This is a genomic window from Pseudomonas sp. PB3P13 (assembly GCF_054897735.1).
The window spans coordinates 2,007,472-2,033,666 of record NZ_CM142702.1 but is presented as its reverse complement, the minus strand read 5'-3'; the positions used below and the strand labels follow the sequence as shown (position 1 = coordinate 2,033,666).

The following is a 26,195-nucleotide window of genomic DNA, read 5'->3' as shown; positions in this document are numbered from 1 at the left end:
ATGACGTGGGCACGACACTTCGCTGCTACTGGATAAAACGTAGCAGGCAGTCAGGGATTTATCACAGGATTTTTTCGCGGCGGCGGTGGAATCACCGCCGGGATTGACGCAAATCAACAAGGCAAGCTTATCCGGGATCGTTACAAGCCGATCCCGGCATGCAGCAACCGCTTACTGAGGCATCGTCGAGATCGGTTCTGACGGTGGCGGCAGGTCGGATTGCGGGGGCGGCGTGATGGTTTCCGACGACGCAGGCTCGTAGGTTTCGTTAGGTGTAATCGGCGCTGTTTCTGCGGGCGGAGCAAATGGCTCAGAAGCCGATGGCGTCGGGCTAGCCTCAGGCTGTGTGACCGGCGCGGTCACTGGTTCGACCAAAGGTGCTGGCGCGGGGGAAGCGGCCGGAGCAGGAGCCGGCGTCGGCGCGGGCACCAGCGCTGCCGGAGCGGCCGGCACTTCCGGCATGCCTAGCTCGGTTTTAGGCTTCTCGGTAATGTGCGCCGCTTTTTTCGCTTCTGGCGGCAGGAACAGCTCGACGAGGGCAAAAAAGCGCTCGTAGAACCTGGCCGATGAAACTGTTTCGCTGGCGACCTTGACCATCGAATCATCGGACGAGCCGATAGGCATCGACACCGAGCCCAATACGCCAACGCCAAGGCTGGCGGAATTGTTGGTCTTCTTCAGTGCATAGCGATCCTGCAAAGCGTTGGCGAACACCGTGGCGTGATGCCCTTCGCTGCCATCATCGGCGCAGACCACGTTGAAGCTGATCTCCATATGAGTCTCGCCGGTCTGCTGAAAGCTTTTATGGCCGCTGACAAGCTTCGGATCGCTGCTGGTGATGATGTAGCCCTGACTGAGCAACGCCCGACGGGCCGCTTCGCAGGTTTGCGCGTCGGTCACGGGGTAATTGCGCGAGAAGGTACCGGAGTCATCGAAGTTCTCATGCTCATAGATCTCGGCTTTCTTCGACGAGCAACCGGCCGCAGCGGCCAGCATCATCGCCAGCCCGAGAACCCGCATGGGAATTGATTTAAACATTGAACATCCTGAGGAAAACGGTTCGGGGCGTATTGTGCAACAGATCGTTGCTTAGCGTCGCACCCATTAGTGTCTTGAAACAGTTACCAGATTAATGACTGCGATTTCCCGAAAAAAGTCGGCGGGAAGCTTCCGAATCGCCGGATGTCCCAACATTTCCTGCGCGTATAAAAACCCCGGCGCTCAGACCGGGGTTTTTGTGTAACAGGCGGAGCAAGAAACATCAGAAACGTTCGATCTTCGCCTCGCTTTCCAGCTGCTTGCGGAAAGCCGCAAAGTCTTGCTGGCCGATGCGCGAAGCAAGGAAGCGACGGTATTGATCCTTCTCTGCTTCCGACGGTGCAGTGGCTTCATTTACGCTGTTGAGGCGAACAATCACCAGGCTGCCATCGGCAAGCGTCACGCTGCTAAACGTCGGCTTGTCTTGTGCCGCCGGTTTCGGCATACGGAACAGCGCTTGCAGCACAGCCGGGTCAACGCCTTCCTGTACACGAGTCGCAGCGGCGGTCACTTTCCAGCCCTGACCATCGATTGCCTTGTCCAGCGGGGTTTTGCCCTCGCGCAGGCTGGCGATCAACTCGTCGGCCTTGGTCTTGGCGGCAGCGCTGGCGTGCTCCTTGACCAATTGATCACGAATGGCTGCAGACACGTTTTCCAGCGGCAGTTGCGCAGGCTTGAGGTGCTCTTTGGCGCGCAACACGATCACGGTTTCCGGATCGAGTTCGAGCGCGGTGCTGTTCGCACCTTCATCCAACACTTCCGGGCTGAACGCAGCTGTTACCACGGCACGGTTCGCCGTCACGCCTTCGCCACCTTCACGGCCGAAAGGCTTGGACGTGTGCACGGTCAACTTGAGGTCTTGTGCCGGCTGAGCCAGGTCAGACGCTTCGAACGAGGAGTCTTCCAGTTGCTTGGTCGCCTCCACGAAATGCTGCTCGACCTGCTGGGTCTTCAGCTCGCGGGTCAGCTTGTCTTTCAGGCTGGCCAACGTTGGCACTTCAGGCGCTTCCACGCCCAACAACTTGATCAAGTGGAAGCCGAAATCGGTACGAACCGGCGCAGACACCTGATCCTTGGCCAACCCATACAGCGCGGTTTCAAACGCTGGATCGTAGACGCCCGGACCGGCATAACCCAGATCGCCGCCATTGGTAGCCGAACCTGGATCCTGGGAGAACTCCTTGGCCAGTGCCTCGAACTTCTCGCCTTTCTCCAGACGCGCCTGGACATCTTCGATCCTGGCCCTGGCTTGCGCCTCAGTCACTTTGTCGTTCACTTCGATCAGAATGTGAGCGGCCCGGCGTTGCTCCGCGAGGTTTGTAATTTCTTTCTGGTACGCCGCTTGCAGGTCTTCGTCCTTGACCGTCACCTGATCAAAGAAGGAAGACTTCTTCAGCTCGATGTAGTCAATGATGACCTGATCCGGCGTCATGAATTCTTTCGCGTGCTCGTCGTAGTAGGCCTTGACCTCTTCGTCGGTCACTTTAACCGCCGCGGGGTCAGCCTTGACGTTCAGAGAGGCGAAATCGCGAGTCTGTTTTTCCAGACGGGCGAAAGCCAGAACCTGAGCGTCGGTGACAAATCCGCTGCCAGCCAGACCTGCGCGCAGCTGCCCGATGAGCATTTCCTGAGTGAGCATCTGGCGGAATTGCATGCGGCTGTAACCCAGCTGACGAATCACCTGGTCAAACCGCTCGGCGCTGAACTTGCCGTCCACCTGAAATTCCGGAGTCTGCAGGATCACCTGATCCAGCGCTGCTTCGGAAAATGCGAACTTCGATTCTTCTGCGCCTTGCAGCAACAGTTTGCGATCGATCAAGCCTTTGAGAGCCGAATCGCGCAACATTTTTTCATCAAGCAAAGAAGCATCGAAATCCTTGCCCAGCTGCTGCATGAGTTGACGGCGTTGCATGTCAACCGCCTGGCTCAGCTCGCCCTGGGTGATTTCGTCACCATTGACTTCAGCCGCGTTCTGGCTGTTGGTCGTGGCCTGAAAAATGGCCTCTACACCGGTGAATGCCATCAAGACAACGATGATCCCGATGATGGTTTTGGCAATCCAGCCTTGTGAATTGTCCCTGATATTCTGCAGCATGCGTCCCCCAGAAACGGTTGAACTTCAAAATTAGGCAACCGTGGAGCGTGGGTAGAATCCGGATAGAAGAAAGGCGCATCCGAGGATGCGCCTTCTCGTAACTGGCGGAGCGGACCAAGGGGTCGAACGTGCGACCTCCGGTGTCTCGGACCGGCGACTCGCCGACTGGACTACCGCTCCGCTGCCAGGTCAGGCATGACCCCGACCCGGATAGGCAAAAACCTGAATCTGACTTAGTTGACAGCTTCTTTCAGTGCTTTACCGGCTTTGAAGCCTGGTTTTTTGGCAGCTGCGATTTCCAGAGTCTTACCGGTCTGTGGGTTACGACCGATGCGAGCTGGACGATCAGTCACGGAGAAAGTACCGAAACCGACCAGAACAACAGAATCACCGGCCTTCAGAGCGCCAGTGACGGATTCGATTACAGCGTCCAGCGCACGGCCAGCAGCAGCTTTCGGGATATCAGCGGATGCAGCGATAGCATCAATCAGTTCCGACTTGTTCACTCTAAGTCCCCTTATATCTATTTGAGTATGATTCTAAGTTTTTTGGTGAAAGCAAAAACGAGTGCTGAATGGCCTACAGACACTTAAGAGCCGCTTTATAACAAGGGCTCTAAAAAGCTGTCAACAAACCCCTCAGGCAAATGCGTATTAATGCGTGCTAATTCTTTCCTTAGAGTCAGACTCGCGTTTTTCATCCTTTGCGACGATCTCCGGAGCCACATCAGGCAAGGGCTCCGGCGCGTATTGCAGCGCAATTTGCAGGACTTCGTCAATCCATTTAACCGGTTTGATCTGAAGATCCTGCTTGATGTTGTCAGGAATTTCCTTCAAATCGCGCACGTTCTCCTCCGGAATGATCACGGTCTTGATCCCGCCACGGTGAGCCGCGAGCAGTTTCTCTTTCAGACCGCCAATCGCGAGGACCTGCCCACGCAGCGTGATTTCGCCGGTCATGGCGACATCGGCGCGCACCGGGATGCCGGTCAGTGCCGACACCAGTGCCGTGCACATGCCCACACCGGCGCTAGGGCCGTCCTTCGGGGTTGCCCCTTCCGGCATGTGGATATGCGTGTCGCGCTTCTCATGGAAGTCCAGAGGGATGCCCAGACTTTTCGCCCGGCTACGCACCACGGTAAGTGCCGCGGTGATGGATTCGACCATCACGTCACCGAGGGAACCGGTTTTGATCAACTGACCTTTGCCCGGCACCACCGCCGCTTCGATGGTCAGCAATTCGCCACCGACCTGAGTCCATGCAAGGCCCGTGACTTGGCCGATCTGGTCCTGGGATTCAGCCAGGCCGTAACGGAATTTACGCACGCCAAGGAAGTGTTCCAGCATGTCAGCAGTGACTTTCACCGAGAAGCGTTTTTCCAGTGCGTGCTCTTTGACCGCCTTGCGGCAGACCTTGGCAATCTGGCGCTCCAGCCCGCGCACGCCGGCTTCGCGGGTGTAGTAACGGATGATGTCGCGGATAGCTTCGGCGTCGAACTCCAGCTCGCCCTTCTTCAGGCCGTTAGCGGTAATCTGCTTCGGCGAAAGATATTTGACAGCGATGTTGATCTTCTCGTCTTCGGTGTAACCCGGCAGGCGAATCACTTCCATGCGGTCCAGCAACGCCGGCGGAATGTTCATCGAGTTCGACGTGCAGAGGAACATCACGTCGGACAGATCGTAATCGACCTCGAGGTAATGATCGTTGAAGTTGTGGTTCTGCTCTGGATCGAGCACTTCCAGCAACGCCGACGCCGGATCGCCACGCATGTCGCTGCCCATTTTGTCGATTTCATCGAGCAGGAACAGCGGGTTGCGGACGCCCACTTTGGTCATCTTTTGAATCAATCTTCCTGGCATCGACCCGATGTAAGTCCGGCGATGGCCACGAATTTCCGCTTCGTCACGTACACCACCCAGGGCCATGCGCACGAATTTGCGGTTGGTAGCGTGAGCAATCGATTCCGCCAGCGAAGTTTTACCCACACCTGGAGGACCCACCAGGCACAACACCGGCCCACGAATCTTCTTCACGCGTTTTTGCACGGCGAGGTATTCGAGGATCCGCTCTTTGACTTCTTCGAGGCCGTAATGGTCGGCATCAAGGATATCTTCGGCGCGGGCAAGGTCCAGACGCACTTTGCTCTGCGCCTTCCACGGCACCTGCACCAGCCAGTCGATGTAGGAACGCACCACCGTCGCTTCCGCAGACATCGGCGACATTTGCTTGAGCTTGTTCAACTCGCCCTGGGCCTTGGCCAGAGCGTCTTTCGGCAGACCAGCGGCATCGATGCGCTTTTTCAGCTCTTCGATTTCGTTATGGCCTTCGTCGCTGTCCCCAAGTTCTTTCTGAATGGCCTTCATCTGCTCATTCAGGTAGTACTCGCGCTGACTGCGCTCCATCTGTTTTTTCACACGACCGCGAATGCGTTTTTCGACTTGCAGCAGATCGATTTCGCCATCCAGCAACGCCAGAACATGCTCGACCCGGGCGGACAAATCGATGATTTCGAGAATTTCCTGCTTTTGCTCGATCTTCAACGCCATGTGCGCAGCCATGGTGTCGACCAGACGCCCCGGCTCGTCGATGCTGTTGAGCGACGACAGAACTTCAGCCGGGACTTTCTTGCCCAACTGCACGTATTGTTCGAACTGCGACAGCAGGCTGCGCACGAACACTTCCGACTCGCGCTCCGGCGCGTCGACTTCATCGATCAGGGAGACTTCTGCGCGGCAATGACCATCCACTTCGCTGAAGCGTTCGACAGCGCCCCGCTGTTCGCCCTCAACCAGAACCTTGACCGTGCCGTCCGGCAGCTTGAGCAGCTGCAGGACAGTGGCAATCGTACCTACGCGATAAAGCGCGTCTTCACCGGGATCGTCGTCGGCAGGGTTTCTCTGAGCAATCAGGAGAATCTGCTTGTCGCCCGTCATCGCTGCCTCGAGGGCTTCGATGGATTTCTCGCGCCCCACGAACAGCGGGATAACCATGTGCGGATAAACCACGACATCGCGCAATGGCAGGAGAGGCAATTCGATGGTTGTCTTCATGATTTCGCCTCTACGGCGGCCATAAGGCCGTAAACAGATGGAAGTAAGCTTGAAACCAAGATGGGGGCTGCCTACAAAAAAAACAAGCGCAAACACGGTGTTAAAAAGGGCAAAAAGCAAAGGGGCCCGAAGGCCCCTTCTTTATTACAGCTGCGTGACGCTTAGGCGTCCGGCGCAGCCTTGGCAGCCGGCTCACTGTTTTCGTAGATATACAGTGGCTTGGACTTGCCTTCTATAACGCTTTCATCGATCACCACTTTACTCACCTCGGATTGCGAGGGAATTTCGTACATGGTGTCGAGCAATACACCTTCGAGAATCGATCGCAGTCCTCGAGCACCGGTTTTACGTTCCAGAGCACGTTTGGCGACCGATTTGAGTGCGTCGGCCCGGAATTCCAGGTCTACGCCTTCCATCTCGAACAGCTTGGCATACTGTTTGGTCAAAGCATTTTTCGGCTCGGTAAGGATCTGCATCAACGCAGCCTCATCCAGCTCGTCCAGCGTTGCAAGCACTGGCAGACGGCCGACGAATTCCGGGATCAGACCAAACTTGACCAGATCGTCAGGCTCGACTTCACGCAAGGATTCACCCACTTTCTTGCCTTCTTCCTTGCTGCGCACTTCTGCGTTGAAACCGATGCCGCCCTTGGTGGAACGGTTTTGAATCACCTTTTCCAGACCAGAGAACGCGCCGCCGCAGATGAACAAAATGTTACGAGTGTCGACCTGCAGGAATTCCTGCTGCGGATGCTTGCGACCGCCTTGAGGCGGAACGGAAGCGACCGTGCCTTCGATCAACTTGAGCAATGCCTGCTGCACGCCTTCGCCGGAAACGTCCCGGGTAATCGAAGGGTTGTCAGACTTGCGCGAGATCTTGTCGATCTCATCGATGTAGACAATGCCCATCTGGGCCTTTTCGACATCGTAATCGCACTTCTGCAGCAGCTTCTGAATGATGTTCTCAACATCTTCACCTACGTAACCCGCCTCGGTGAGGGTGGTTGCATCGGCGATGGTGAACGGAACGTTCAGCAAGCGGGCCAGTGTTTCGGCCAGCAGAGTCTTACCCGAGCCTGTCGGGCCGATCAGCAAGATGTTGCTCTTGCCGAGCTCAACGTCGTCGTTTTTCTTGTCACGCTGGTTCAGGCGTTTGTAGTGGTTGTATACCGCTACGGCCAGAACCTTCTTCGCACGCTCCTGACCAATCACATACTGATCGAGGATGCCGCTGATTTCTTTGGGCGAAGGCAATTTATGCGCGCTGCTCTCGGCCTGGGCTTCCTGCACCTCCTCACGGATGATGTCATTGCACAGGTCGACGCACTCGTCGCAAATAAAGACCGAGGGGCCGGCAATCAACTTACGCACTTCATGCTGGCTTTTGCCACAGAAGGAGCAATAGAGCAGCTTGCCGTTGTCCTCGCCGTTGCGGGTGTCAGTCATTCGTTCGATCCAAATCCGATAGGCTTGCAACACAAGATGAAGGCTCTTGCGGGCTTTTTCAAGCCCGCCGGTGGTCAGACCAGCCGACCAGGCCTATTTTGAGCTGGGTTTAAGCTGGGCGCTGGGTGATCACTTCATCGATCAAGCCGTACTCACGCGCGGCTTCTGCACTCATGAAGTTGTCGCGATTGGTATCACGCTCGATTTCTTCGAGCGTGTGCCCGCTATGTTTGGCCATGAGCGTATTGAGACGCTCACGAATGAAGAGGATTTCCTTGGCATGGATTTCGATGTCCGAAGCCTGGCCCTGGAAACCGCCCAATGGCTGGTGAATCATTACGCGAGAATTCGGCAGGCAGTAGCGCTTGCCAGTGGCACCGGCGGTCAAAAGAAACGCGCCCATGCTGCACGCTTGACCGATGCAGGTGGTCGAGACGTTGGGTTTGATGAACTGCATGGTGTCGTAGATCGACATGCCCGCCGTCACCGAACCGCCCGGGGAGTTGATATAGAGATGGATGTCCTTGTCCGGGTTTTCCGCTTCAAGGAACAGCAGTTGCGCACAGATCAGGTTAGCCATGTAGTCCTCTACCGGACCAACCAGAAAAATAACCCGCTCCTTGAGAAGGCGCGAGTAGATGTCATAGGCGCGCTCGCCACGAGCAGACTGCTCGACAACCATCGGGACCAGGCCGCCAGCGGCCTGGATATCAGAGTTCTGCTGAATATAGGAATTACGGAACATGCTCTGCAGTCACTCCCAAATAGTTATGTCTTGAATACGCATAAGCCAGCGCGAAGGCTGGCTTATGGTGTGTGCTTCCTACCGCAAAAACGATCAGTCGGCTTGTGGAGCTTCTACCGGCTTGACTGCTTCTTCGTAAGAGACCGATTTGTCGGTCACGCTAGCTTTCTGCAGAACAGTATCCACAACTTGTTCTTCCAGCACAACCGAACGAACCTCGTTCAACTGCTGGTCATTTTTGTAGTACCAGGACACAACTTGCTCTGGCTCCTGATAAGCCGAAGCCATTTCCTGGATCATTTCGCGAACGCGGGCGTCGTCTGGCTTCAGGTCGAATTGCTTGACCACTTCAGCCACGATCAGACCCAGCACAACGCGACGTTTGGCTTGCTCTTCGAACAGCTCGGCCGGCAGCTGATCAGGCTTGATGTTGCCACCGAACTGCTGGACAGCCTGCACGCGCAGACGGTCAACTTCGTTGGACAGCAGAGCCTTGGGCACTTCGATCGGGTTGGTGGCCAGCAGACCATCCATTACCTGATTCTTGACCTTGGATTTGATCGCCTGACGCAGTTCACGCTCCATGTTCTTGCGAACCTCGGCGCGGAAACCCTCCAGACCGGTTTCCTTGATACCGAACTGGGCGAAGAATTCTTCGTTCAGCTCAGGCAGCTTTGGCTCGGAAACAGTGTTGACGGTAACGGTGAACTCGGCATTTTTGCCGGCCAGGTCGAGGTTCTGATAGTCCTCTGGGAACGTCAGGTTCAGAACACGCTCTTCGCCGGCTTTAGCGCCAACCAGACCGTCTTCGAAGCCCGGGATCATGCGACCGGAGCCCAGCACCAGCTGAGTGCCCTTGGCGGAACCGCCAGCGAACACTTCACCGTCGACCTTGCCGACGAAATCGATGTTCAGCTGGTCTTCGTTCTGGGCGGCGCGATCAGTCTCTTCAAAACGGGTGTTCTGCTTGCGCAGCACGTCCAGCATTTTGTCCAGATCGGCATCCGCCACGTCAGCGCTCAGGCGCTCGACGGAAATACCGTCGAAACCTGCAACGGTGAACTCGGGGAACACTTCGAAAATTGCAACGTATTCCAGGTCTTTGCCAGCTTCCAGCGACTTTGGCTCGATGGAAGGAGCGCCAGCCGGGTTCAGCTTCTGCTCGACAACAGCTTCGTAGAACGAAGACTGGATCACGTCGCCAACCGCTTCCTGACGCGCATCAGCACCGAAGCGGCGCTTGATTTCGCTCATTGGCACCTTGCCTGGACGGAAGCCCGCGATCTTGGCCTTTTGTGCAGTCTGCTGCAGACGCTTGTTGACCTGAGTCTCGATGCGCTCAGCCGGCACGGTGATGCTCATGCGGCGCTCAAGAGCAGAAGTATTTTCAACAGAAACTTGCATGGATATTCCTCGTTGCACAGACGTTAGCCGGCCGTTTCCGACCCCAGAATCAAGGGCATGCATTCTAGTGGGTCAAACTCAAGAAGTCACCCTACTGAAAACGGGTAAAAAAGCAGCAGGCAATTTATAGGCGGGGACAAACGGTTGTGCCTCGCCCTGTTAGCAAATACAGCCTTCAAGCCAGGGCTCTGCATCCATCCTTCTATATATAGAAGACTTCGGCAATCTCTCCCTGACAGCCGATCCCGCAAGGGGACCGACGGACAAATCAGCATCATCGAGAAACACATCTGCGACTCACCGATCCATCTTTTCGACCCGATACCGGCGGCCGCCTGGAAATTCCGACTCATAAAACAAAAACGGCGCAGCCCTTTTCAGGTGCTGCGCCGTTCTCTGCTATTAAATAGCTGTTTGTAATGGTGCGGACGGAGAGACTCGAACTCTCACACCTTGCGGCGCTGGAACCTAAATCCAGTGTGTCTACCAATTCCACCACATCCGCATCAAGCTTTTAAAGCAAAGGCGCCAGACTGTTAATCTGGCGCCTTTCTAAATATGGGGTGGACGAAGGGGATCGAACCCTCGACAACGGGAGTCACAATCCCGTGCTCTACCAACTGAGCTACGCCCACCATAGTACCGTGCTGCCTTACTTGTGCCAAAGCTGCCTAATGGCGCACCCGGCAGGACTCGAACCTGCGACCATCCGCTTAGAAGGCGGATGCTCTATCCAGCTGAGCTACGGGCGCCTTGTTAATCTGTATTCTTGGACGATTACAAACTAAGTGCTTTCAGTCTCGCCGAATTAAACGTCAACTCTGCTCGACCTTCTTAACCAGTGCTAGGCTGTGCCCGACAAGTGCGACGAATGTTATAGGCGGCCCCACAGGTCGTCAACTCTTTTTTAAAAAAAATTCATTTAATTAAAGGGGTTAGGGGAATTTGCAGACCAAGCGCCTTTGCCCTCACCGCATGGCATGCGAGAATGCGTTCTCTTTTTTTCCCCTCTCGATGGTTAATCACGCGCAATGACTGCACAACTAATCGACGGCAAATCGATCGCCGCCAGCCTGCGCCAGCAGATCGCCAAACGTGTTGCCGAGCGTCGCCAGCAAGGCCTGCGCACTCCCGGTCTTGCGGTGATCCTGGTCGGCAGCGATCCTGCCTCTCAGGTTTATGTCTCGCACAAGCGTAAAGACTGTGAAGAGGTCGGCTTCCTTTCCCAAGCTTACGACCTGCCTTCCGAAACCACTCAGGAAGCACTGACCGATCTGATTGATCGGCTCAACGAGGACCCGGCAATCGACGGCGTCCTGCTTCAGCTGCCTCTGCCTGAACACCTCGATGCCTCCCGATTGCTTGAGCGCATTCGCCCGGACAAAGACGTTGACGGTTTCCACCCTTATAACGTGGGCCGTCTGGCCCAACGGATTCCGCTGCTGCGCCCATGCACGCCGAAAGGCATCATGACCTTGCTGGAAAGCACCGGGGCCGATCTCTACGGGATGGACGCTGTGGTCGTTGGCGCTTCCAATATCGTCGGACGCCCGATGGCGATGGAATTGCTGCTGGCAGGCTGCACCGTCACCGTCACTCATCGCTTCACCAAAGATCTTGCCGGCCACGTCGGCCGCGCCGATCTGGTCGTAGTCGCTGCCGGTAAACCGGGCCTGGTCAAAGGCGAGTGGATCAAGGAAGGCGCGATCGTGATCGACGTCGGCATCAACCGTCAGGACGATGGCAAGCTGGTCGGTGACGTGATCTACGAAACCGCCCTGCCCCGCGCTGGCTGGATCACGCCAGTACCTGGAGGCGTTGGCCCGATGACCCGTGCCTGCCTGTTGGAAAACACCTTGTATGCGGCAGAAACGTTACACGGCTGATCCTGCTGTGACGTTCTCCTGCATTTCAAATAAACCCGCCAACGGCGGGTTTTTTTATTGCCTGACCAACGTTCTGCCTCGTGGCGGATTTTCCTGTAAATCAGTAGCTTTCAATGACTTTTGGATGAACATTGAACATTCATCGACAGTTATTCAGCCATACTTCAGAATGTGGCGCTTTTGAGAAACAGTCCGTTACAAAACGGCTTATCAACACTTTATGAGTCTGCCAGCGTGAAAATTCGTCTTTCCATCCTGAGTCTGTTTTTCGCATTTACAGGGACGTTCATCACGCCAACGGTTAATGCCGCCGAAACCACATCGGCACCTCGAGACAGCAAGCAGTTGAAGATCGCTTCCGGCAGCGCTTTGCTGCTCGATCTGCAAACCAATAAAGTCATTTATGCCAGCAACCCTGACGTTGTCGTGCCGATCGCCTCCGTCAGCAAGTTGATGACCGGGTTGATCGTGGTGGAAGCTCGTCAGAACATGAACGAGTACTTGTCCATCAACATCAGCGACACGCCGGAAATGAAGGGCGTGTTTTCTCGGGTCAAGCTCAAGAGCGAGCTGCCGCGCCGGGAAATGCTGCTGATCGCACTGATGTCTTCGGAAAACCGTGCTGCCGCCAGCCTCGCCCACCACTACCCGGGCGGTTATGTTGCGTTTATTGCAGCCATGAATGCCAAGGCCAAGGCGTTGGGCATGACCAGCACTCACTTTGTCGAGCCCACGGGGCTGTCCCCGCGTAATGTTTCCACCGCCCGGGACTTGAGCAAATTGTTGATTGCCGCTCACAAATATCCGTTGCTGACTGAGCTGAGCACCACTAAAGAGAAGACCGTTTCATTTCGCAAACCCAACTACACCCTGGGTTTTCGTAACACCGATCATCTGGTGAACAAGCCGAACTGGGATATTTCGCTGACCAAAACCGGCTTTACCAATGCCGCGGGCCATTGTCTGGTACTGGTCACAAAGATGGCGAACCGCCCGGTTGCGATGGTCATTCTCGATGCTTTCGGCAAATACACACATTTTGCCGATGCCAGCCGCATTCGTAGCTGGGTCGAGACAGGCAAAAGCGCGGACGTGCCCCCGGTTGCGTTGCAGTACAAATCGGACAAGAAACTCAATCAACGGCAAAAAAGCGTAGTTGAAGCGTCGAAGTAATTGCACCGCACCACACAAACGCCCCGATTATTCGGGGCTTTGTGTTATCCGGCATCAGTCATTGGGAAGCGGCATTTGATCATCGTCCGGAATCCCGTCCCCGGCGCTCGGATCCCGCGTACCGATCGGATGCTCCCCGGGTGTAACTAACGGTCTGGCCAACGGATCCCGCAGCGGACTGTTCGGATCCATCACCGGATCAACATCACCTTCAGGTGTCGTAGGTACAGTCTCCGGACGCTTGTCATCAAAACTCGAATCAATTGACATACGCACCTCACTCAATCTCAAGGTTTCAGATCGGCCAGCGGGTCGTAAGGCTTGGCTGGCGCCTTTGTATCGTCTTCCGGCTTTTTATCCAGAGGCGCGATCGCTGGCCCGACGGGATCAACCGCAGGATCTGACACGTCGGGGGAATCCGGGTCGAAACCCAACTCATCGTCTGTTGCATTCTCCGACGAATGCGGACCCTTGGGAGTTTTGGAATCAGCCATGTACACCTCCTGGAAATCTGACCCGGAACATCCGCGTCTGAATGCTTGGAGAGGCAGTGCGCCCGACAGTGCCAGACAGATGACGAACGGGCTTATTGCGGTAGCAGGGCTTTTTTTGCCCGTGCGGCCGCAGACTCCTGCCCCGCCCTAGCCAGATCACTTGCCGCGTTGAGCCAGCGGGGTTGATCAACATTCGCCGGAATCTGCTCGGGTTTCTGGATCAGTACGGCCCAGCCCCCAGCGTCCTGGAAGGCTGACTCAAAGGCAGCAAAGCTCATTAATTCCCTGCGATTCATTGCGGCGCGCAGCAACACGGTCTGCTTCTGACGGTCATATCCGGCCAGGATCGCATAACGCGGTTCCGACCAGAATGACGAGCCTTGTGTGAAACGGACCATGACCGGATGACCGGCAGCGACCTGGGTCAACAGAGCGGATAGCTGACTGTCGAGGGGATACACGACCATCCCGTACTCACGCGCCAGATTTTGCATGTTCTGCTGCAATTGCGCCTCGGCGCCGGGTAAGCGCAGCGGCTTTTCCAGCAAACCCGGGGTGATCACGATGCCGCGTTGGGACAAGAGACTGGCCAGCACCTGCGGCCCGCTCTGGTATTCCTGCCCCCGATAAAACGTACCGCTGAGCTCGACCCGCTCCGGCAGCCGCTTCAATTCTGGCGCCACACTACCCGCACATCCCGACAGCCCTGCGAGGCAGCCCAACACCCATGCCACAATTGCGATTCGCGAAAATACCATCATCACTCTCTGTTCAGACGCCAGGCATTGAGGTCCCCGGCTTTGGCTCCGATCATAGGGGGCGGCGCCGCAGCGGTATAGCCTTTACCGGCAGTTCTAAGGATTCAATAGTGCGAACGGGTTGGTACCCGGCGACCTTTGGTCAATAGCCTGAAACACACCAGCGACTAGACTGTCAATTGATAAGCGTGTGCGCCCGCTGCAGGGCGAAGAGGAGGCACCGATGAGCCTGACGATGACCATTGTGATGTTGATTTCCGGCTGGCTGGCGGTTGCCAGCGCCATGTTGTGGGGCGTGCTGCGTATCACCCGCCGGCACCATCACCACCCTGCTCAAGCGACACCTGCGGCGCAAACCGACAAACCGGATGCCGGGCACGCTGCCGCGCACTGACTGACGCTTCCAACGCCCCAAATAAAAACGGCCGCCTGGACTCTCTCGAGCCCAGGCGGCCGTTTATTCATCGCTGATCAGGCTTCAGCGGCAATGCGCTTTTGCTTGGCTCGCCGCGACATCATGTTCAAACCTTCGATCGTCGCCGAGAACGCCATTGCCGCGTAGACGTAGCCTTTCGGTACGTGGGCGCCGAAACCTTCGGCGATCAGCGTCATGCCGATCATGATCAGGAACCCCAACGCCAGCATCACAACGGTCGGGTTGTCGTTGATAAATTTGGCCAGCGGATCAGCCGCCAGCAACATCACCAGCACCGAAGCCACAACGGCAATGATCATGATCGGCAGATGCTCGGTCATGCCAACTGCGGTAATAATGCTGTCGATGGAAAACACCATGTCGAGCATCAGGATCTGACCGATTGCAGCAGCGAAACCCAAAGTGACGGTCGAGGTGGCCGACTTCGGATCTTCCGGTGCCGGGTCCATGCTGTGGTGAATTTCCGTGGTGGCTTTCCACAAGAGGAACAGGCCGCCAGCAATCAGGATCATGTCTTTCCAGGAGAACGCGTGGTCGAGAATCTCGATCACTGGCGCCGTCAACTGAACGATGAACGCGATGGTGCTCAGCAGTGCCAGGCGCAGAATCAACGCCATGCCGATACCGATGCGCCGGGCCTTCTGCCGATGTTGCTCAGGCAGCTTGTTGGTCAGGATCGAAATAAAGATCAGGTTATCGATGCCGAGCACGATTTCCATCACCACCAGTGTGGCCAGGGCGACCCAGGCAGTAGGGCTTGCAGCAAGTTCTAAAAGGTATTCCATGGGTCAGTCCTGACTCGTAATGACGGTTTAGATTTCCTGGGACGAAGATTCGCGGTTCTGCTTGTCTTCGGCCGACGATTCTTTCTTGCTGATCAATCCGCCGGTGGCGTCGCTGATCGCCTGCTCGGCAGCTTTATGAGTGTCGTCGATCGCTTGTTTGGCGGTCTCGGCCGCCTTGCCCATCAGTTGCTGAGCGCTTTTTTCAGCCTGGTCGCAACCTGCCAGAACCAGTAAAGACGTAATCAGCAATGCGGTGGCTTTAAACTTCATGAGGCTTCCTCGATAGAACGAAACACGCCGAAACAGTAGCGCGTTGATAGCGACGCATTCTAGGGAGACTAACAGTTCAGGAAAATTCGTTTTTTTACCGCGTATACTTCGGTTTTTACGAATCCAAAGCTAATAGTAGGACATATGCTCAATTACCGACAGCTGCACTATTTCTGGGTGGTGGCCAAAACCGGCAGTATCGTGCGTGCCTGTGAGCAGCTGAACCTGACGCCGCAAACCATCAGCGGGCAGATTTCCCTGCTCGAACAAACTTATGGAGTGGAATTGTTTCAGCGTGTCGGCCGGCAACTGGAACTTACTGAAGCCGGGCGGCAGACCCTGCCCTACGCCGAGCAGATGTTTCAGCTGGGAGGCGAGCTGGAATTGATGCTGCGAGCGCAGCCGAACGAGCAGCAAATCCTGTTTCGCGTCGGCGTCGCTGACGTGGTGCCCAAATCGATCGTTTATCGTCTGATCGCGCCGACCATGGAATTGAGCGAACCAATGCGCATCACCTGTCGCGAAGACAAACTCGAACGCTTGCTCGCCGACCTGGCGATTCAGCGCCTCGATCTGGTGATCTCCGACAGCCCGATGCCAACCCATCTGGACATCAAGGGCTACAGCCAGAAACTCGGCGAATGCGGCATCAGTTTTTTCGCCACCACCGCCTTGGCGGCACAATACGGACAGGATTTTCCGCGCAGCCTGCACGGGGCACCGCTATTGATTCCAGGGCCCGAAACCGTGGTGCGCAGTCGTTTGCAGCGCTGGTTTGCCGAACAGCAGATTCAACCGCGCATCGTCGGCGAATTTGATGACAGCGCCTTGATGCAGGCTTTCGGGCAATCGGGCAGCGGAATTTTCATCGGTCCGAGCGTGATTGCGGAGGAAGTGAAACGTCAATACGGCGTGGAGCTGATCGGCCAGACCGACGCGGTGACCGAGTCGTTTTACGCTATTTCCGTGGAGCGCAAGGTCAAGCACCCCGGCATCGTTGCCATTACCGAGGGTGCCCGACGCGAGCTGTTCACCGGTCTGTGATGCCTCAGGCGCAGACTTCGCGCGGCTGGAAAGTCATCAGCGCCATCGCCAGCAAAATCGAAAGCAGGATAAAACCGGCCGCTGCAAAACCCAGGCCTTGCAGGCCCACGCTGTCGATCACCCGGCCACCGACCATGGCGCCCAGGCCGATGCCGAGGTTGGCGCCGGCGATGTTCAACGATGCCGCAAAGGCCGGCGCTTCGGGCGCGGCTTTCATCAGGCGGACATGGCTGACCAGAAACAACGCGGCCTGGGTCACGCCCCAGATGCCCATCGCTGCCGCCAAGCCCAGCGGCGAATGGATGTTCGGCACCAACGTCACCATGCCGGCGATCATGAATGCGCAGAATGTCATCGACGCGATCAACGGATGGCGGTCCACCGCGCGCCCCCCCAGGGAGTTGCCGATCAGGCCAACCGCACCGAACCCCATCAGGCACCAGCCGACCACTGTGCCGTTGAAACCGGCGAGGCGTTCGAGGATGTCCGCCAGATAGGTGTAGAGGGTGAACATGCCGCTGAACACCAGCACTGATAACAGCACATGACCGATCATCAACGGGCTGCGCAAAATCCTGAGCTGCGAGCGAAAGCTCACCTGATGTTGATGCAGATCGGTTTTGGGCAAGTAGATAAACAGCAGCAATGCTTTGGCAAATGCGATGGCAGCAAGAATGCCAAACGCACTACGCCAACCGAGTGCATCGGAAATCAGCGTGCCAACCGGAATGCCAAACACGGTGGCGCAGACGATGCCAAAACCGATCTTGGCAATGGCCCGCCCTGCGTAATCCGGGCCGACGATGTCCACCGCCGTTTCACTGGCCAACGCCCAGAACACCGGCAACCCCAGCGCTGGCACCAGGCGCGCGAACGCCATCACCCAGATGTTCGGCGCAAACGCTGCCAGCGTGTTGGCCAGACCGAACATGATCAGCACCGAGATAAACAGCTTGCGGCGTTCGAATCGGGCGAAATACGCCGTCAGGAAGGGCCCGAAAGCGGCGACGGTGAACGCAAACAAGGTCACCAGCAAGCCCGCTTGCGGAACACTCACCGCCAGGTCTCGGGCGATGGCCGGCAGCAGGCCGACGATGATGAATTCCGTGGTCAGCACGGTAAAACCGGCGGCGGACAACAGAAGGATGGGCAACAGCATGCAAAACTCCAGAAAAACGACAACGCCAGCGATAGCCCGAAGGCCCACTGGCGAAACATGAAAAGAGGATGAGCAATCTTAACAGAATGTTTCCAAGCGCGATTGCACGAACCTGCCGATCACGTTGAATTGCCCGGCGACAGTTCGTCACAGGTCTGAAGGATAAAGACGACGCTGTGATAAAGTCCGCGGCCTGCGATACCCACACCTTCGCCAGCGTTGGCCTGACGTCAGTCATGCCACCCGCGCACCTAATAAAATCAGAGATGCCGTTTTATGACTGCCCCATCCCCTTCAGTAATGCAACGCCTGAAACGCTTGAGCCTGGTCACGCAAATCGTCATTGGCCTGATCGCCGGTATCCTCCTCGCACTGGTCGCACCAGAGGTCGCCGAGTCCACTGCATTTATGGGTAAAGTTTTTGTTTCGGCGCTGAAAGCGGTCGCGCCGATTCTGGTGTTTGTGCTGGTCATGGCTTCCATTGCCAACCACAGGCACGGTCAGGAAACCCATATTCGACCGATCTTGTTCCTTTATCTGCTGGGCACTTTTGCCGCGGCAGTGGTGGCGGTAGTCGCCAGCATGATGTTCCCGTCGAGCCTGGTACTTGCCACCCATGACGTCGCGGTGACGGCACCGGGCGGCATCAGTGAAGTGCTGCAGAGTTTGTTGCTGAGCGTCGTGGACAACCCGATCAGCGCGCTGATGAATGCCAACTTCATCGGCATTCTGGCGTGGGCCATCGGCATGGGCATTGCAATCCGACATGCCGGCGACACCACGCGAGAAGTGCTCGGCGACCTGTCCAACGGCGTCACGCTGATTGTGCGCCTGGTCATCCGTTTCGCGCCGCTGGGGATCTTCGGCCTCGTGGCCTCCACCCTTGCGACCTCCGGTTTCGGCGCTTTGCTCGGTTACGCACATCTGCTGGTCGTGCTGCTCGGTTGCATGTTGTTTGTGGCGCTGGTGATGAACCCGTTGATCGTGTTCTGGAAACTGCGTCGCAACCCGTATCCACTGGTCTTCACTTGCTTGCGTGAAAGTGGCATCACCGCGTTTTTCACCCGCAGTTCTGCGGCGAACATTCCGGTCAATCTGGAATTGAGCAAGCGCCTGGGCCTGCATGAGGATACGTACTCGGTGTCGATCCCGCTGGGCGCCACGATCAATATGGCCGGCGCTGCGATCACCATCACCGTGCTGACCCTGGCCGCTGTGCATACGCTGGGCATTGCGGTGGATATTCCGACCGCGATCCTGCTGAGCGTCGTCGCCGCGATCTGCGCCTGTGGGGCGTCGGGCGTGGCAGGCGGTTCGCTGTTGCTGATTCCGTTGGCCTGCAGCCTGTTCGGCATTCCAAGCGAGATCGCCATGCAAGTGGTTGCGGTCGGCTTCATCATCGGTGTATTGCAGGACTCGGCCGAGACCGCGTTGAACTCGTCTACCGATGTGCTGTTTACGGCGGCGGCGTGTTTGGGCGAAGAAGAGAAAGCTGCGCGGGTAGCCTGAAAGCCCCTGTAGGAGCCAGGCTTGCCGGCGAAGGTGATCTTGAATACGCCTTCGCCGGCAAGCTGGCTCCTGCAAAAGCACCGCATCAGCACACATAAAAAAGCCCGCCAAGGCGCAAACCTTGGCGGGCTTTTTTGTACCTGAGCGTTTTAGAACGCGCCCATGTAATCGCGTTTGCCCACTTCCACACCGTTATGACGCAGCAGCGCATAGGTGGTGGTGACGTGGAAGAAGAACTGCGGCAGGCCGTAGCTCAGCAAGTAGGCCTGGCCAGTGAAGCGCTTTTCTTTCGGCGTGCCTGGGCGGGTGACGATCTCGATGCCTTCCTGGCCGTTGATCTGCTCTGGCTTGATCTCGCCGATATAGGCCAACACCTTGCTGATCAGCGCTTGCAGTTCGGCGAAGGTGGTTTCAGTGTCGTCGTACTTCGGCACTTCCAGCTCGGCCAGACGCGAAGACACGCCCTTGGCGAAATCAACCGCGATTTGCACCTGACGCACCAGCGGGAACATGTCCGGGTACAGGCGCGCTTGCAGGAAAGCGTTGGGGTCGATGTTTTTCGCCGTGGCGTGGACTTCGGCCTTGTTCAGCACATCGCTCAGGGCGTTGAGCATTTGCTTGAAAACCGGAACGGAGGCGTCGTACAGGGAAATGGTCATGGCAGTCTCGTGTTGTGACAGGAGGGAAACGTGGGCCGATTATAGCCATGCGCGACGCTGCTGCGGCTTGTCTTTTATCCAGCAAGGATTACGCTAGGCGGCTTCGACTGCATGCTTGAACGGCATAGGGAAAGCGCGATGAGCACTGAGCAAGAAACCACTTTCGGCGAGCCGCGGCTCAACAGCACCGAAATCCGCATTCTCGGTTCGTTGATCGAGAAACAGGCCACCAGCCCGGAAACCTATCCGCTGACCCTTAATGCACTGGTCATCGCCTGCAATCAGAAAACCAGTCGCGAGCCCGTCATGAATCTGACTCAGGGTCAGGTCGGCCAGAGCCTGCGCGCCCTCGAAGGACGCGGCTTTACCAAACTGGTGATGGGCAGCCGAGCCGACCGCTGGGAGCACAAGGTCGATAAAGCGCTGGAGCTGGTGCCGGCGCAGGTGATTCTGAGCGGGTTGCTGTTCCTGCGCGGCCCGCAAACGGTCAACGAGCTGCTGACCCGCAGCGGGCGCATGCATGAGTTCGAAGACGCCGACCAGGTCGTGCATCAGCTGGAACGTCTTATCGCTCGCGGTTTGGCGCTGTTGATCCCGCGTCAGTCCGGGCAGCGCGAAGATCGTTACGTGCACGCCCTGGGGGACCCGGCGGATATCGAAGCAATCCTCGCCGCGCGGCACAATCCAGCGGAGCGCAGTGGCGGCGGCGCGGTGTCAGTGGAGCGTATCGAAGAGCTCGAAGCGCGGATTGCAGCGCTGGAAGAACGACTGGCGCGGCTGGAGTAACCATCGGCAGCTGCTGCAAAAATCGACGTGCTGCAGTGCCACTGCTATTCACCTTCCCAATAATCTACGCCGTCGGCCGGCCGGGCGATGGCGACGAAGCCTGAGGCGTTGCCTTCGTCATCAATCTTGAAATCGTCTATCACCGCGTACTTGCCGGAGTCGGGGTACTCGCAGATTTCCGGCGATTGCTGCGTGCTGACGGCCAGGTAACGCAACTCGGCAGTGCTGGTGTTGATGATCTGGTGCGCAGCTTCCTGGCCGCCCGGCGGGCAGGCGATCACGTCACCGGCGCGGATCGAAAAACGCTCGGCGCCGAGGCGGATGTGCCCTTCCCCGGCCACCACGTAAAACATTTCCTCGTTGACCCGATGACTATGAAACGGACTGCCCCGCATGCCCGGTTCCAGGACATAAAGCCGATACCCCAGCTTCTGCGCCCCGAGCTGTTGGCCCACCCGCGCCAGTCGCTGTTGATAACGCCCGGCGGTGTCGCCCGTCGGGGCCAGCGCTTCAGGCAGCGGTTCCAGTTCGACCTGATCCAGATTGAGAATAGGCGGATGCATGAGAAGGCCTCGTGAAGATGGTTGGGGGCGCACATGTTCGCGTGCGACGGTCAGCAGCAATGCTGGGCTCCCCCCTTTGGAAGCAGGGCTTGCCCGCGAAGAGGTCAGCCCGGACGCCCGCGCACCTGAAGAAGTCTACTCCCGAGCGAACGCCACCGCTTTCTGAAACTGCTCATCCGTCGGGCGCACGCCGGTATACAGCACAAACTGCTCCAGCGCCTGGATCGCTATCACTTCCAGCCCGGTGATGACCCGCTTGCCTTCAGCACGCCCACGCACGATCAGCGGTGTTTCCGAAGGGATTGCCACCACATCGAAAACCGTGTCTGCGGCGGCAATGGTCTGGGCATCGAAGGCCAATTGATCCGCCTCAGGTCCGCCGGTCATACCGATCGGCGTTACGTTGATCAGCATCTGCGGCCGGCGAGCGCCCAGTTCTGCTTGCCATTCATAGCCCAGCGATTGCGCCAGCGCGCGACCGGCCCGCGCGTTACGGGCCACGATCAAACCATTGCCGTAACCGCCATCGCGCAAAGCGCTGGCCACAGCTTTGGCCATACCGCCACTGCCGCGCAGGGCAAACGTCGATGTTTTTGGCACTTTGTGCGTGTCCAGCAATTGTGCGATGGCGATGTAATCGGTGTTGTAGGCCTTGAGGTGGCCATCGGTGTTGACGATGGTGTTGATGGATTGAATGGCTGCCGCCGACGCGTCCAGTTCATCAACCAGCGCAATGCAGGCCTCCTTGAACGGCATCGACACGCCGCAGCCACGAATACCCAGTGCGCGAATACCGCCAACGGCACCGGCCAGATCCTGGCTGCTAAAGGCCTTGTAGTAAAAATTCAGACCCAATTGTTCGTAAAGATGATTGTGAAAGCGCAGACCAAAATTCCCGGGGCGTCCCGACAGGGACATGCATAACCGGGTGTCTTTGTTGGGATTCATCTGCATGTGAAGCTCCTTCAAATAACACTTTCCGATGGACGGGGTTAGTCAGTCCATCTCGTTCAGATCGATCATATCGGCATGCGCTGGCGGGCAGCGCACGACGGTAAAGAAACCGGTACAGACCTTACACAAAATTTACCCCGCGGCTGTGCTGAATTTTCCAACAACGCTGTCTTAGAAGTATCCCCGCGACGAACCTTGGGTCTATCGCAGACGCAAGCGCCGGGGCGAAGAACCGAGGAATTATCATGATCCGTAAAATCCCCACAGTGGCCTTGCTGATGGGTGCCCTCGCTGTCGCAGGGCAGGCAGAGGCCGGCGGCGGTCACGGTTGGCAAGGGCCCGCCGTGTTTGGTGCAATTGTCGGCTCGGCGATTGTCGGTTCGGCCATCATCAACAGCAATCGGCCGGTGTATGTGCAGCAGCCGGTTTACGTGCAGCAGCCGGTCTACGCTCAACCACAGCCGGTTTATGTGCAACAGCCGCCACCGGTTTATTACCAGCCGGCGCCGGTGTATGTGCAGCAGCCTGTCTATTACGGGCCGCCGCCGGTTTATTACGGTCCACCGCGTGGGTATTACGGCCCGCCCCGTGGTTATTACGGACCGCCGCATGGGCATGGGCGCTGGTAATTCGTCATTGTTGGACGCTGGATTGCCGGAGCTCGAGTCTCGTAAGGGCAAAGAATCTGTAGGAGCCGAGCTTGCTCGATAGCGGTGTGTCAGGCCACGCTTGTTTTGGGGGTGTACATATCCGATATTTTGGTGATGGCTGCTATTGGTTTCGCCCTGACGGCGAGTCACTTTGGCAAAGAGCCCCAAAGTGACCAAAAGGCTCTTGCCCCTCCATTCGGTGCCTCGCTGTGGCTCGGCATGCCCTCACTCCGGCATTGCTTCGGGGGTCCGTCGCCATCGGCCATCCATGTCATATTTATGTCACAACAGATCTGCAATCTGAACCAGTCCGTCAAAACAGATCAATAACAACAAGGACGAATCCAATGCCTACACAAAACCCGCACCGCACCATCGGCTTGTGCACATCCGCCAAGGTGTACAACGTATTGACCGAACTCAAGCACCTGGAAGGGCACCGCAACGCCAAGTTTCTCTCTTTGCTGGCAGAAAACCTGGTACGTAAAGGTCTGCTCAACGAGCAGGAAGTCGTGCACATGCTCGACCTGGTCGTTGACTGAAGCCGTCAAGCCTCGTTGGCGTCAATGACGACTATTGAAAGCGTTGATTGTTCGCGCGCGCGCCAGACCCTTAAGGTAGCCCCATAGATTGATTGGAGGTTACCCATGTCCCAGGTTCAAATCATGTCCGTTGTCGGCAGCGCCGTACCCGCACCACTCAGAGAGCTGGGCTTGCTCGCCTGTTGGTACGTGATGCAGGACGGCGAGGCGATCAGTGGCCCGCTTACCTCATTGCCCGCCGCGCAGGCACTGTCGCAACGCATTGGTCAGGGTCAGTTCTGCGCTTAGGAAGGCAACTGAACCCGCGGTTTGGTCTCGCTGAAGATCCCCCAGCTCGACAGGAACAGCGCGGCGATCAACGGCCCGATGACAAAACCGTTGAGACCAAACACCGACAAGCCACCCAGCGTCGAGATCAGCACCATGTAATCCGGCATCTTCGTGTCCTTGCCCACCAGAATCGGGCGCAGCACGTTGTCCACGAGGCCGATCACAAAAACCCCGAATAAGGCCAGCACCGTGCCCTGCCAGATGGCTCCGCTCATCAGGAAATAAATGGCCACAGGCGCCCAGACAATGCCGGCTCCCACCGCTGGCAGCAGTGACAGAAACGCCATCATCACCGCCCAGAGCAACGCGCTCGGGATGTCGAGAAACCAGAAAATGAACCCGCCCAGCGCACCCTGGGTGATCGCCACCAGCAGGTTGCCCTTGATCGTCGCGCGCACCACCCGATTGAACTTGAGCTGCAGACGACGTTTCTGGTTTTCCTGCAACGGCACGGCGGCGCGCACCTTGCGCGCCAGCTCGGGTCCGTCACGCAGGAAGAAGAACAACAGGTACAGCATGATGAAAAAGCTGATGATGAACTCGAACGTGCCTTGACCAAAGCTGAACGCCTGAGTCGCCAGCACCTGACCGCCCTGCATCGCACTCTTGACGATTTTCTCGCGCAGCCCGTTCAGCTCGCCCATGCCGAAGCGATCCAGCTGATTCTGAAAATACACGGGCAGGCTTTGTTTGAACTGCGTCACATAGCCCGCGATATCCAGCTCGCCGCTTTCAACGTTTTTGTAGAACGTTGCGCCTTCCTGAACCAGCAAGCCACTGATGACGATGACCGGCAGAATGGCGATCACCAGGCAGATGCTCAGGGTCACCAGCGAGGTGACGTTACGTTGCCAGCCGAACTTCAATTGCATCCGGCGCTGCATCGGCGCGAATACGATCCCGAGGATCACCGCCCAGAACACGGCGCCGTAAAATGGCAGCAAAATCCAGATGAAGGCGATGGTCACCAGGAACAGCAGAATCACCAGCGATTTGTTCTGTAATGTCTTTTCGTTCATGTCCGATCCATGTCAGTCCGCAGGGTCGCGGTTGCGCGACCTGATGCTTAGTCCGCCACAGTTCGCGCGAGTGCCATCCGTTTGTTATCAAGCATAGATCCAGATCGAAAAAACCTGCGGACGACACGGTTACCAGTACATGAGATTTTTCGGTTTTGCGCCGCGGCTACGCAAATTCGTCACGCAACATGGCAACAAACGCCTCTCGTGCGGGGTGAACCCCGGCGTGTTCATGCCAGTAAAACAGGTTGTCGATGGCGGTCAGCTGCGGGAATTCGTAGCCCGCACATCCAGGAACGATAATGCGGTCGGACGCCCCCCACAAAAAACCCGGCACACTGGCCGGGTTCTGTTTAGCGCCTGTCATCGGATAGCGGCGTGGGCTCGTCGGCCGGTGGCATTTCTTCGTCGTCCGTCGGATCTTTCCAGTCATCCGGACGTTCCGTGACGGCCGGATCCCGCGAAGGGTCCATGCCTGGAGGCGCATCGTGATCCATGCCCGATTCGGGCAGGGGGTTATCAGGGTCGGTGTCGGGCGTTCCGCCCTGGAACATCGAATCGTTAGACATGACGCACCTCATTGATGAGGTCCAGCAAATCTGGGCCGTACTGTTTGGAAAACGCTACCGCGAGCAAGGTGCTGTCGGGTAGACCAACGGTTAGCCACGGTCGGCCAGGAAACGATCGCGGCTATTAGTCAGGTGTAGCCACATCGCGGCTCGCGCGGCATCGGGGTCCTGGCGCTTGATCGCGTTGAGAATCGCCTCGTGTTCGAGATTGGCCAGTTGCCCCAGCTTGCTCAGATCCGCCGCGCCGCGCTCCACCGCGTTGACCCGGGTGCGCGGGATCATCGCATTGCCCAGGTGCTGCATGATGTCGCTGAAGCACGCATTGCCGGTGGCTTCAGCGATCAACAAATGGAAGCGCTTGTCGGCCTCGACGCAACTGTCGTTATTGGCGAGCAGGCGTTGATAATCGTCCAGCGCTTCACGCATATGCTGCACTTGCGCAACAGTGCGACGCGTTGCGGCCAACGCCGCCGCCTGAGTCTCCAGGCCCATGCGCAATTCCAGAATGCCACGCACGCCCAGCGCAGTGTCAACGTTCAGCCGCAGGCCCTGCTCCGGCGCGCGTTCAATCACAAACGTGCCGATGCCGTGGCGGGTTTCAACCAGCCCGGACGCCTGCAACTTCGAGATGGCCTCACGCACCACGGTGCGGCTGACCCCGTGGTCCTGAACAATGGTATTTTCCGACGGCAATTTGTCGCCCGGCTGCATCTGGCCAAGCAGAATGCTCTGGGTCAGTTTGGCGACCAGGTCGTAGGCCAGGTTGTGGGTGCGCTTGCGGGCAGGCGCGTCGAGGTCTTCTTGCATGGCGATTATCCGGGAGCGGAGCTAA

The 26,195-nt window shown here is 57.3% G+C and carries 27 protein-coding genes, 3 tRNA genes and 2 pseudogenes; 9 read left to right on the top strand and 23 right to left on the bottom strand.

Annotated elements, in window-relative coordinates:
• Positions 1-171: 171 nt before the first annotated feature.
• From ACYZT1_RS09300 to ACYZT1_RS09255, 10 genes are all read right to left on the bottom strand, one after another.
• Positions 172-1,038, bottom strand: coding sequence for a DUF2242 domain-containing protein (locus tag ACYZT1_RS09300; protein ID WP_462018664.1), 867 nt, complete (start codon positions 1,036-1,038; stop codon positions 172-174).
• Between the two features lie 223 nt (positions 1,039-1,261).
• Positions 1,262-3,133: a SurA N-terminal domain-containing protein gene (locus tag ACYZT1_RS09295; protein WP_462018663.1), complete on the bottom strand. Its 1,872-nt coding sequence runs from the start codon at positions 3,131-3,133 to the stop codon at positions 1,262-1,264.
• A 233-nt stretch (positions 3,134-3,366) separates the two neighbouring features.
• Positions 3,367-3,639, bottom strand: coding sequence for an HU family DNA-binding protein (locus ACYZT1_RS09290; protein WP_002552737.1), 273 nt, complete (start codon positions 3,637-3,639; stop codon positions 3,367-3,369).
• A gap of 147 nt (positions 3,640-3,786) precedes the next feature.
• Complete coding sequence (gene lon / locus ACYZT1_RS09285; protein ID WP_028623747.1) at positions 3,787-6,183, bottom strand: endopeptidase La; 2,397 nt, start codon at positions 6,181-6,183, stop codon at positions 3,787-3,789.
• Between the two features lie 161 nt (positions 6,184-6,344).
• Complete coding sequence (gene clpX / locus ACYZT1_RS09280) at positions 6,345-7,628, bottom strand: ATP-dependent Clp protease ATP-binding subunit ClpX (RefSeq protein ID WP_007946893.1); 1,284 nt, start codon at positions 7,626-7,628, stop codon at positions 6,345-6,347.
• A gap of 109 nt (positions 7,629-7,737) precedes the next feature.
• Positions 7,738-8,373: an ATP-dependent Clp endopeptidase proteolytic subunit ClpP gene (clpP, locus tag ACYZT1_RS09275; protein WP_028623746.1), complete on the bottom strand. Its 636-nt coding sequence runs from the start codon at positions 8,371-8,373 to the stop codon at positions 7,738-7,740.
• 93 nt (positions 8,374-8,466) lie between these two features.
• Entirely contained in the window at positions 8,467-9,777 is a 1,311-nt protein-coding gene (gene tig, locus ACYZT1_RS09270) for a trigger factor (protein ID WP_462018662.1), read from the bottom strand.
• A 420-nt stretch (positions 9,778-10,197) separates the two neighbouring features.
• A tRNA-Leu gene (locus ACYZT1_RS09265) sits at positions 10,198-10,282 on the bottom strand.
• Positions 10,283-10,336: 54 nt separating this feature from the next.
• A tRNA-His gene (locus tag ACYZT1_RS09260) sits at positions 10,337-10,412 on the bottom strand.
• A gap of 40 nt (positions 10,413-10,452) precedes the next feature.
• Positions 10,453-10,529, bottom strand: a tRNA-Arg gene (locus ACYZT1_RS09255).
• A 279-nt stretch (positions 10,530-10,808) separates the two neighbouring features.
• On the opposite strand from ACYZT1_RS09255, the gene folD reads away from it, so the two are divergent.
• Positions 10,809-11,663: a bifunctional methylenetetrahydrofolate dehydrogenase/methenyltetrahydrofolate cyclohydrolase FolD gene (folD, locus tag ACYZT1_RS09250; protein ID WP_462018661.1), complete on the top strand. Its 855-nt coding sequence runs from the start codon at positions 10,809-10,811 to the stop codon at positions 11,661-11,663.
• 234 nt (positions 11,664-11,897) lie between these two features.
• Positions 11,898-12,836, top strand: a complete 939-nt coding sequence (gene pbpG, locus ACYZT1_RS09245; RefSeq protein ID WP_462018660.1) for a D-alanyl-D-alanine endopeptidase — start codon at positions 11,898-11,900, stop codon at positions 12,834-12,836.
• A 54-nt stretch (positions 12,837-12,890) separates the two neighbouring features.
• Here pbpG and ACYZT1_RS09240 read toward each other — a convergent pair whose 3' ends face one another.
• The 3 genes and pseudogenes from ACYZT1_RS09240 to ACYZT1_RS09230 form a co-directional block, all read right to left on the bottom strand.
• Positions 12,891-13,106: a hypothetical protein gene (locus ACYZT1_RS09240; protein WP_462018659.1), complete on the bottom strand. Its 216-nt coding sequence runs from the start codon at positions 13,104-13,106 to the stop codon at positions 12,891-12,893.
• A gap of 17 nt (positions 13,107-13,123) precedes the next feature.
• On the bottom strand, positions 13,124-13,330 hold the full coding sequence (locus ACYZT1_RS09235; protein ID WP_462018658.1) for a DUF6021 family protein: 207 nt from the start codon (positions 13,328-13,330) through the stop codon (positions 13,124-13,126).
• Positions 13,331-13,422: 92 nt separating this feature from the next.
• A pseudogene (locus tag ACYZT1_RS09230) lies at positions 13,423-14,144 on the bottom strand (peptidase C39 family protein).
• A gap of 167 nt (positions 14,145-14,311) precedes the next feature.
• On the opposite strand from ACYZT1_RS09230, the gene ACYZT1_RS09225 reads away from it, so the two are divergent.
• Positions 14,312-14,482, top strand: coding sequence for a hypothetical protein (locus ACYZT1_RS09225; protein WP_462018657.1), 171 nt, complete (start codon positions 14,312-14,314; stop codon positions 14,480-14,482).
• Positions 14,483-14,559: 77 nt separating this feature from the next.
• Here the strand turns inward: ACYZT1_RS09225 and ACYZT1_RS09220 are convergent, their stop codons facing one another.
• Entirely contained in the window at positions 14,560-15,309 is a 750-nt protein-coding gene (locus ACYZT1_RS09220; protein WP_462018656.1) for a TerC family protein, read from the bottom strand.
• A gap of 27 nt (positions 15,310-15,336) precedes the next feature.
• On the bottom strand, positions 15,337-15,579 hold the full coding sequence (locus ACYZT1_RS09215; RefSeq protein ID WP_462018655.1) for a hypothetical protein: 243 nt from the start codon (positions 15,577-15,579) through the stop codon (positions 15,337-15,339).
• A gap of 144 nt (positions 15,580-15,723) precedes the next feature.
• Between ACYZT1_RS09215 and nhaR the strand changes: the two genes are divergently transcribed.
• The gene (gene nhaR / locus ACYZT1_RS09210; protein ID WP_462018654.1) at positions 15,724-16,623 is read left to right on the top strand and encodes a transcriptional activator NhaR; all 900 of its coding nucleotides are present in this window, start codon (positions 15,724-15,726) and stop codon (positions 16,621-16,623) included.
• Positions 16,624-16,627: 4 nt separating this feature from the next.
• On the opposite strand, the gene ACYZT1_RS09205 is transcribed toward nhaR, so the two are convergent.
• Entirely contained in the window at positions 16,628-17,782 is a 1,155-nt protein-coding gene (locus ACYZT1_RS09205) for an MFS transporter (protein WP_462018653.1), read from the bottom strand.
• A gap of 276 nt (positions 17,783-18,058) precedes the next feature.
• Here ACYZT1_RS09205 and sstT point away from each other — a divergent pair, with 276 nt between their 5' ends.
• On the top strand, positions 18,059-19,291 hold the full coding sequence (gene sstT, locus ACYZT1_RS09200; protein ID WP_462018652.1) for a serine/threonine transporter SstT: 1,233 nt from the start codon (positions 18,059-18,061) through the stop codon (positions 19,289-19,291).
• 149 nt (positions 19,292-19,440) lie between these two features.
• Here sstT and ACYZT1_RS09195 read toward each other — a convergent pair whose 3' ends face one another.
• Positions 19,441-19,950, bottom strand: a complete 510-nt coding sequence (locus ACYZT1_RS09195) for a DUF1993 domain-containing protein (protein WP_462018651.1) — start codon at positions 19,948-19,950, stop codon at positions 19,441-19,443.
• Positions 19,951-20,088: 138 nt separating this feature from the next.
• Here ACYZT1_RS09195 and ACYZT1_RS09190 point away from each other — a divergent pair, with 138 nt between their 5' ends.
• Entirely contained in the window at positions 20,089-20,736 is a 648-nt protein-coding gene (locus ACYZT1_RS09190; protein ID WP_462018650.1) for a YceH family protein, read from the top strand.
• 44 nt (positions 20,737-20,780) lie between these two features.
• On the opposite strand, the gene ACYZT1_RS09185 is transcribed toward ACYZT1_RS09190, so the two are convergent.
• Both ACYZT1_RS09185 and ACYZT1_RS09180 read right to left on the bottom strand, forming a co-directional pair.
• Positions 20,781-21,299, bottom strand: a complete 519-nt coding sequence (locus tag ACYZT1_RS09185; protein ID WP_462018649.1) for a cupin domain-containing protein — start codon at positions 21,297-21,299, stop codon at positions 20,781-20,783.
• A gap of 135 nt (positions 21,300-21,434) precedes the next feature.
• Positions 21,435-22,253 carry a shikimate 5-dehydrogenase gene (locus tag ACYZT1_RS09180; RefSeq protein ID WP_462018648.1) on the bottom strand — a complete coding sequence of 273 codons (819 nt, stop codon included), beginning with the start codon at positions 22,251-22,253 and terminating at the stop codon, positions 21,435-21,437.
• A gap of 245 nt (positions 22,254-22,498) precedes the next feature.
• On the opposite strand from ACYZT1_RS09180, the gene ACYZT1_RS09175 reads away from it, so the two are divergent.
• The 3 genes from ACYZT1_RS09175 to ACYZT1_RS09165 all read left to right on the top strand — a co-directional run bounded on the left by ACYZT1_RS09175 (position 22,499) and on the right by ACYZT1_RS09165 (position 23,733).
• Entirely contained in the window at positions 22,499-22,882 is a 384-nt protein-coding gene (locus tag ACYZT1_RS09175; protein ID WP_462018647.1) for a hypothetical protein, read from the top strand.
• Positions 22,883-23,250: 368 nt separating this feature from the next.
• Positions 23,251-23,445 (top strand): hypothetical protein, encoded by a 195-nt coding sequence (locus ACYZT1_RS09170; RefSeq protein WP_462018646.1) that lies wholly within the window; start codon positions 23,251-23,253, stop codon positions 23,443-23,445.
• Between the two features lie 105 nt (positions 23,446-23,550).
• Positions 23,551-23,733 (top strand): hypothetical protein, encoded by a 183-nt coding sequence (locus ACYZT1_RS09165; protein WP_462018645.1) that lies wholly within the window; start codon positions 23,551-23,553, stop codon positions 23,731-23,733.
• Here the strand turns inward: ACYZT1_RS09165 and ACYZT1_RS09160 are convergent.
• The 4 genes and pseudogenes from ACYZT1_RS09160 to ACYZT1_RS09145 all read right to left on the bottom strand — a co-directional run bounded on the left by ACYZT1_RS09160 (position 23,730) and on the right by ACYZT1_RS09145 (position 26,170).
• A complete protein-coding gene (locus tag ACYZT1_RS09160; protein WP_462018644.1) occupies positions 23,730-24,794 on the bottom strand; it encodes an AI-2E family transporter in 1,065 nt (354 codons plus the stop codon). The two genes, ACYZT1_RS09165 and ACYZT1_RS09160, sit on opposite strands and share 4 nt — an antisense overlap.
• A gap of 166 nt (positions 24,795-24,960) precedes the next feature.
• Positions 24,961-25,086 (bottom strand): annotated as a pseudogene (locus ACYZT1_RS09155) (LysR family transcriptional regulator); the annotation flags it as partial.
• A 61-nt stretch (positions 25,087-25,147) separates the two neighbouring features.
• Positions 25,148-25,363, bottom strand: coding sequence for a hypothetical protein (locus tag ACYZT1_RS09150; RefSeq protein ID WP_462018643.1), 216 nt, complete (start codon positions 25,361-25,363; stop codon positions 25,148-25,150).
• Positions 25,364-25,453: 90 nt separating this feature from the next.
• Positions 25,454-26,170 carry a FadR/GntR family transcriptional regulator gene (locus ACYZT1_RS09145; RefSeq protein WP_462018642.1) on the bottom strand — a complete coding sequence of 239 codons (717 nt, stop codon included), beginning with the start codon at positions 26,168-26,170 and terminating at the stop codon, positions 25,454-25,456.
• Positions 26,171-26,195 lie beyond the last annotated feature (25 nt).

What these genes read in the sequence shown, in the direction of transcription:
- ACYZT1_RS09300 (WP_462018664.1), bottom strand. Translation starts at nt 1,038, where the DNA reads ATGTTTAAATCAATTCCCATGCGGGTTCTCGGGCTGGCGATGATGCTG.
- ACYZT1_RS09295 (WP_462018663.1), bottom strand. Translation starts at nt 3,133, where the DNA reads ATGCTGCAGAATATCAGGGACAATTCACAAGGCTGGATTGCCAAAACC.
- lon (WP_028623747.1), bottom strand. Translation starts at nt 6,183, where the DNA reads ATGAAGACAACCATCGAATTGCCTCTCCTGCCATTGCGCGATGTCGTG.
- clpX (WP_007946893.1), bottom strand. Translation starts at nt 7,628, where the DNA reads ATGACTGACACCCGCAACGGCGAGGACAACGGCAAGCTGCTCTATTGC.
- clpP (WP_028623746.1), bottom strand. Translation starts at nt 8,373, where the DNA reads ATGTTCCGTAATTCCTATATTCAGCAGAACTCTGATATCCAGGCCGCT.
- tig (WP_462018662.1), bottom strand. Translation starts at nt 9,777, where the DNA reads ATGCAAGTTTCTGTTGAAAATACTTCTGCTCTTGAGCGCCGCATGAGC.
- folD (WP_462018661.1), top strand. Translation starts at nt 10,809, where the DNA reads ATGACTGCACAACTAATCGACGGCAAATCGATCGCCGCCAGCCTGCGC.
- ACYZT1_RS09240 (WP_462018659.1), bottom strand. Translation starts at nt 13,106, where the DNA reads ATGTCAATTGATTCGAGTTTTGATGACAAGCGTCCGGAGACTGTACCT.
- ACYZT1_RS09235 (WP_462018658.1), bottom strand. Translation starts at nt 13,330, where the DNA reads ATGGCTGATTCCAAAACTCCCAAGGGTCCGCATTCGTCGGAGAATGCA.
- ACYZT1_RS09225 (WP_462018657.1), top strand. Translation starts at nt 14,312, where the DNA reads ATGAGCCTGACGATGACCATTGTGATGTTGATTTCCGGCTGGCTGGCG.
- ACYZT1_RS09220 (WP_462018656.1), bottom strand. Translation starts at nt 15,309, where the DNA reads ATGGAATACCTTTTAGAACTTGCTGCAAGCCCTACTGCCTGGGTCGCC.
- ACYZT1_RS09215 (WP_462018655.1), bottom strand. Translation starts at nt 15,579, where the DNA reads ATGAAGTTTAAAGCCACCGCATTGCTGATTACGTCTTTACTGGTTCTG.
- nhaR (WP_462018654.1), top strand. Translation starts at nt 15,724, where the DNA reads ATGCTCAATTACCGACAGCTGCACTATTTCTGGGTGGTGGCCAAAACC.
- ACYZT1_RS09205 (WP_462018653.1), bottom strand. Translation starts at nt 17,782, where the DNA reads ATGCTGTTGCCCATCCTTCTGTTGTCCGCCGCCGGTTTTACCGTGCTG.
- sstT (WP_462018652.1), top strand. Translation starts at nt 18,059, where the DNA reads ATGACTGCCCCATCCCCTTCAGTAATGCAACGCCTGAAACGCTTGAGC.
- ACYZT1_RS09195 (WP_462018651.1), bottom strand. Translation starts at nt 19,950, where the DNA reads ATGACCATTTCCCTGTACGACGCCTCCGTTCCGGTTTTCAAGCAAATG.
- ACYZT1_RS09190 (WP_462018650.1), top strand. Translation starts at nt 20,089, where the DNA reads ATGAGCACTGAGCAAGAAACCACTTTCGGCGAGCCGCGGCTCAACAGC.
- ACYZT1_RS09185 (WP_462018649.1), bottom strand. Translation starts at nt 21,299, where the DNA reads ATGCATCCGCCTATTCTCAATCTGGATCAGGTCGAACTGGAACCGCTG.
- ACYZT1_RS09180 (WP_462018648.1), bottom strand. Translation starts at nt 22,253, where the DNA reads ATGCAGATGAATCCCAACAAAGACACCCGGTTATGCATGTCCCTGTCG.
- ACYZT1_RS09175 (WP_462018647.1), top strand. Translation starts at nt 22,499, where the DNA reads ATGATCCGTAAAATCCCCACAGTGGCCTTGCTGATGGGTGCCCTCGCT.
- ACYZT1_RS09170 (WP_462018646.1), top strand. Translation starts at nt 23,251, where the DNA reads ATGCCTACACAAAACCCGCACCGCACCATCGGCTTGTGCACATCCGCC.
- ACYZT1_RS09165 (WP_462018645.1), top strand. Translation starts at nt 23,551, where the DNA reads ATGTCCCAGGTTCAAATCATGTCCGTTGTCGGCAGCGCCGTACCCGCA.
- ACYZT1_RS09160 (WP_462018644.1), bottom strand. Translation starts at nt 24,794, where the DNA reads ATGAACGAAAAGACATTACAGAACAAATCGCTGGTGATTCTGCTGTTC.
- ACYZT1_RS09150 (WP_462018643.1), bottom strand. Translation starts at nt 25,363, where the DNA reads ATGTCTAACGATTCGATGTTCCAGGGCGGAACGCCCGACACCGACCCT.
- ACYZT1_RS09145 (WP_462018642.1), bottom strand. Translation starts at nt 26,170, where the DNA reads ATGCAAGAAGACCTCGACGCGCCTGCCCGCAAGCGCACCCACAACCTG.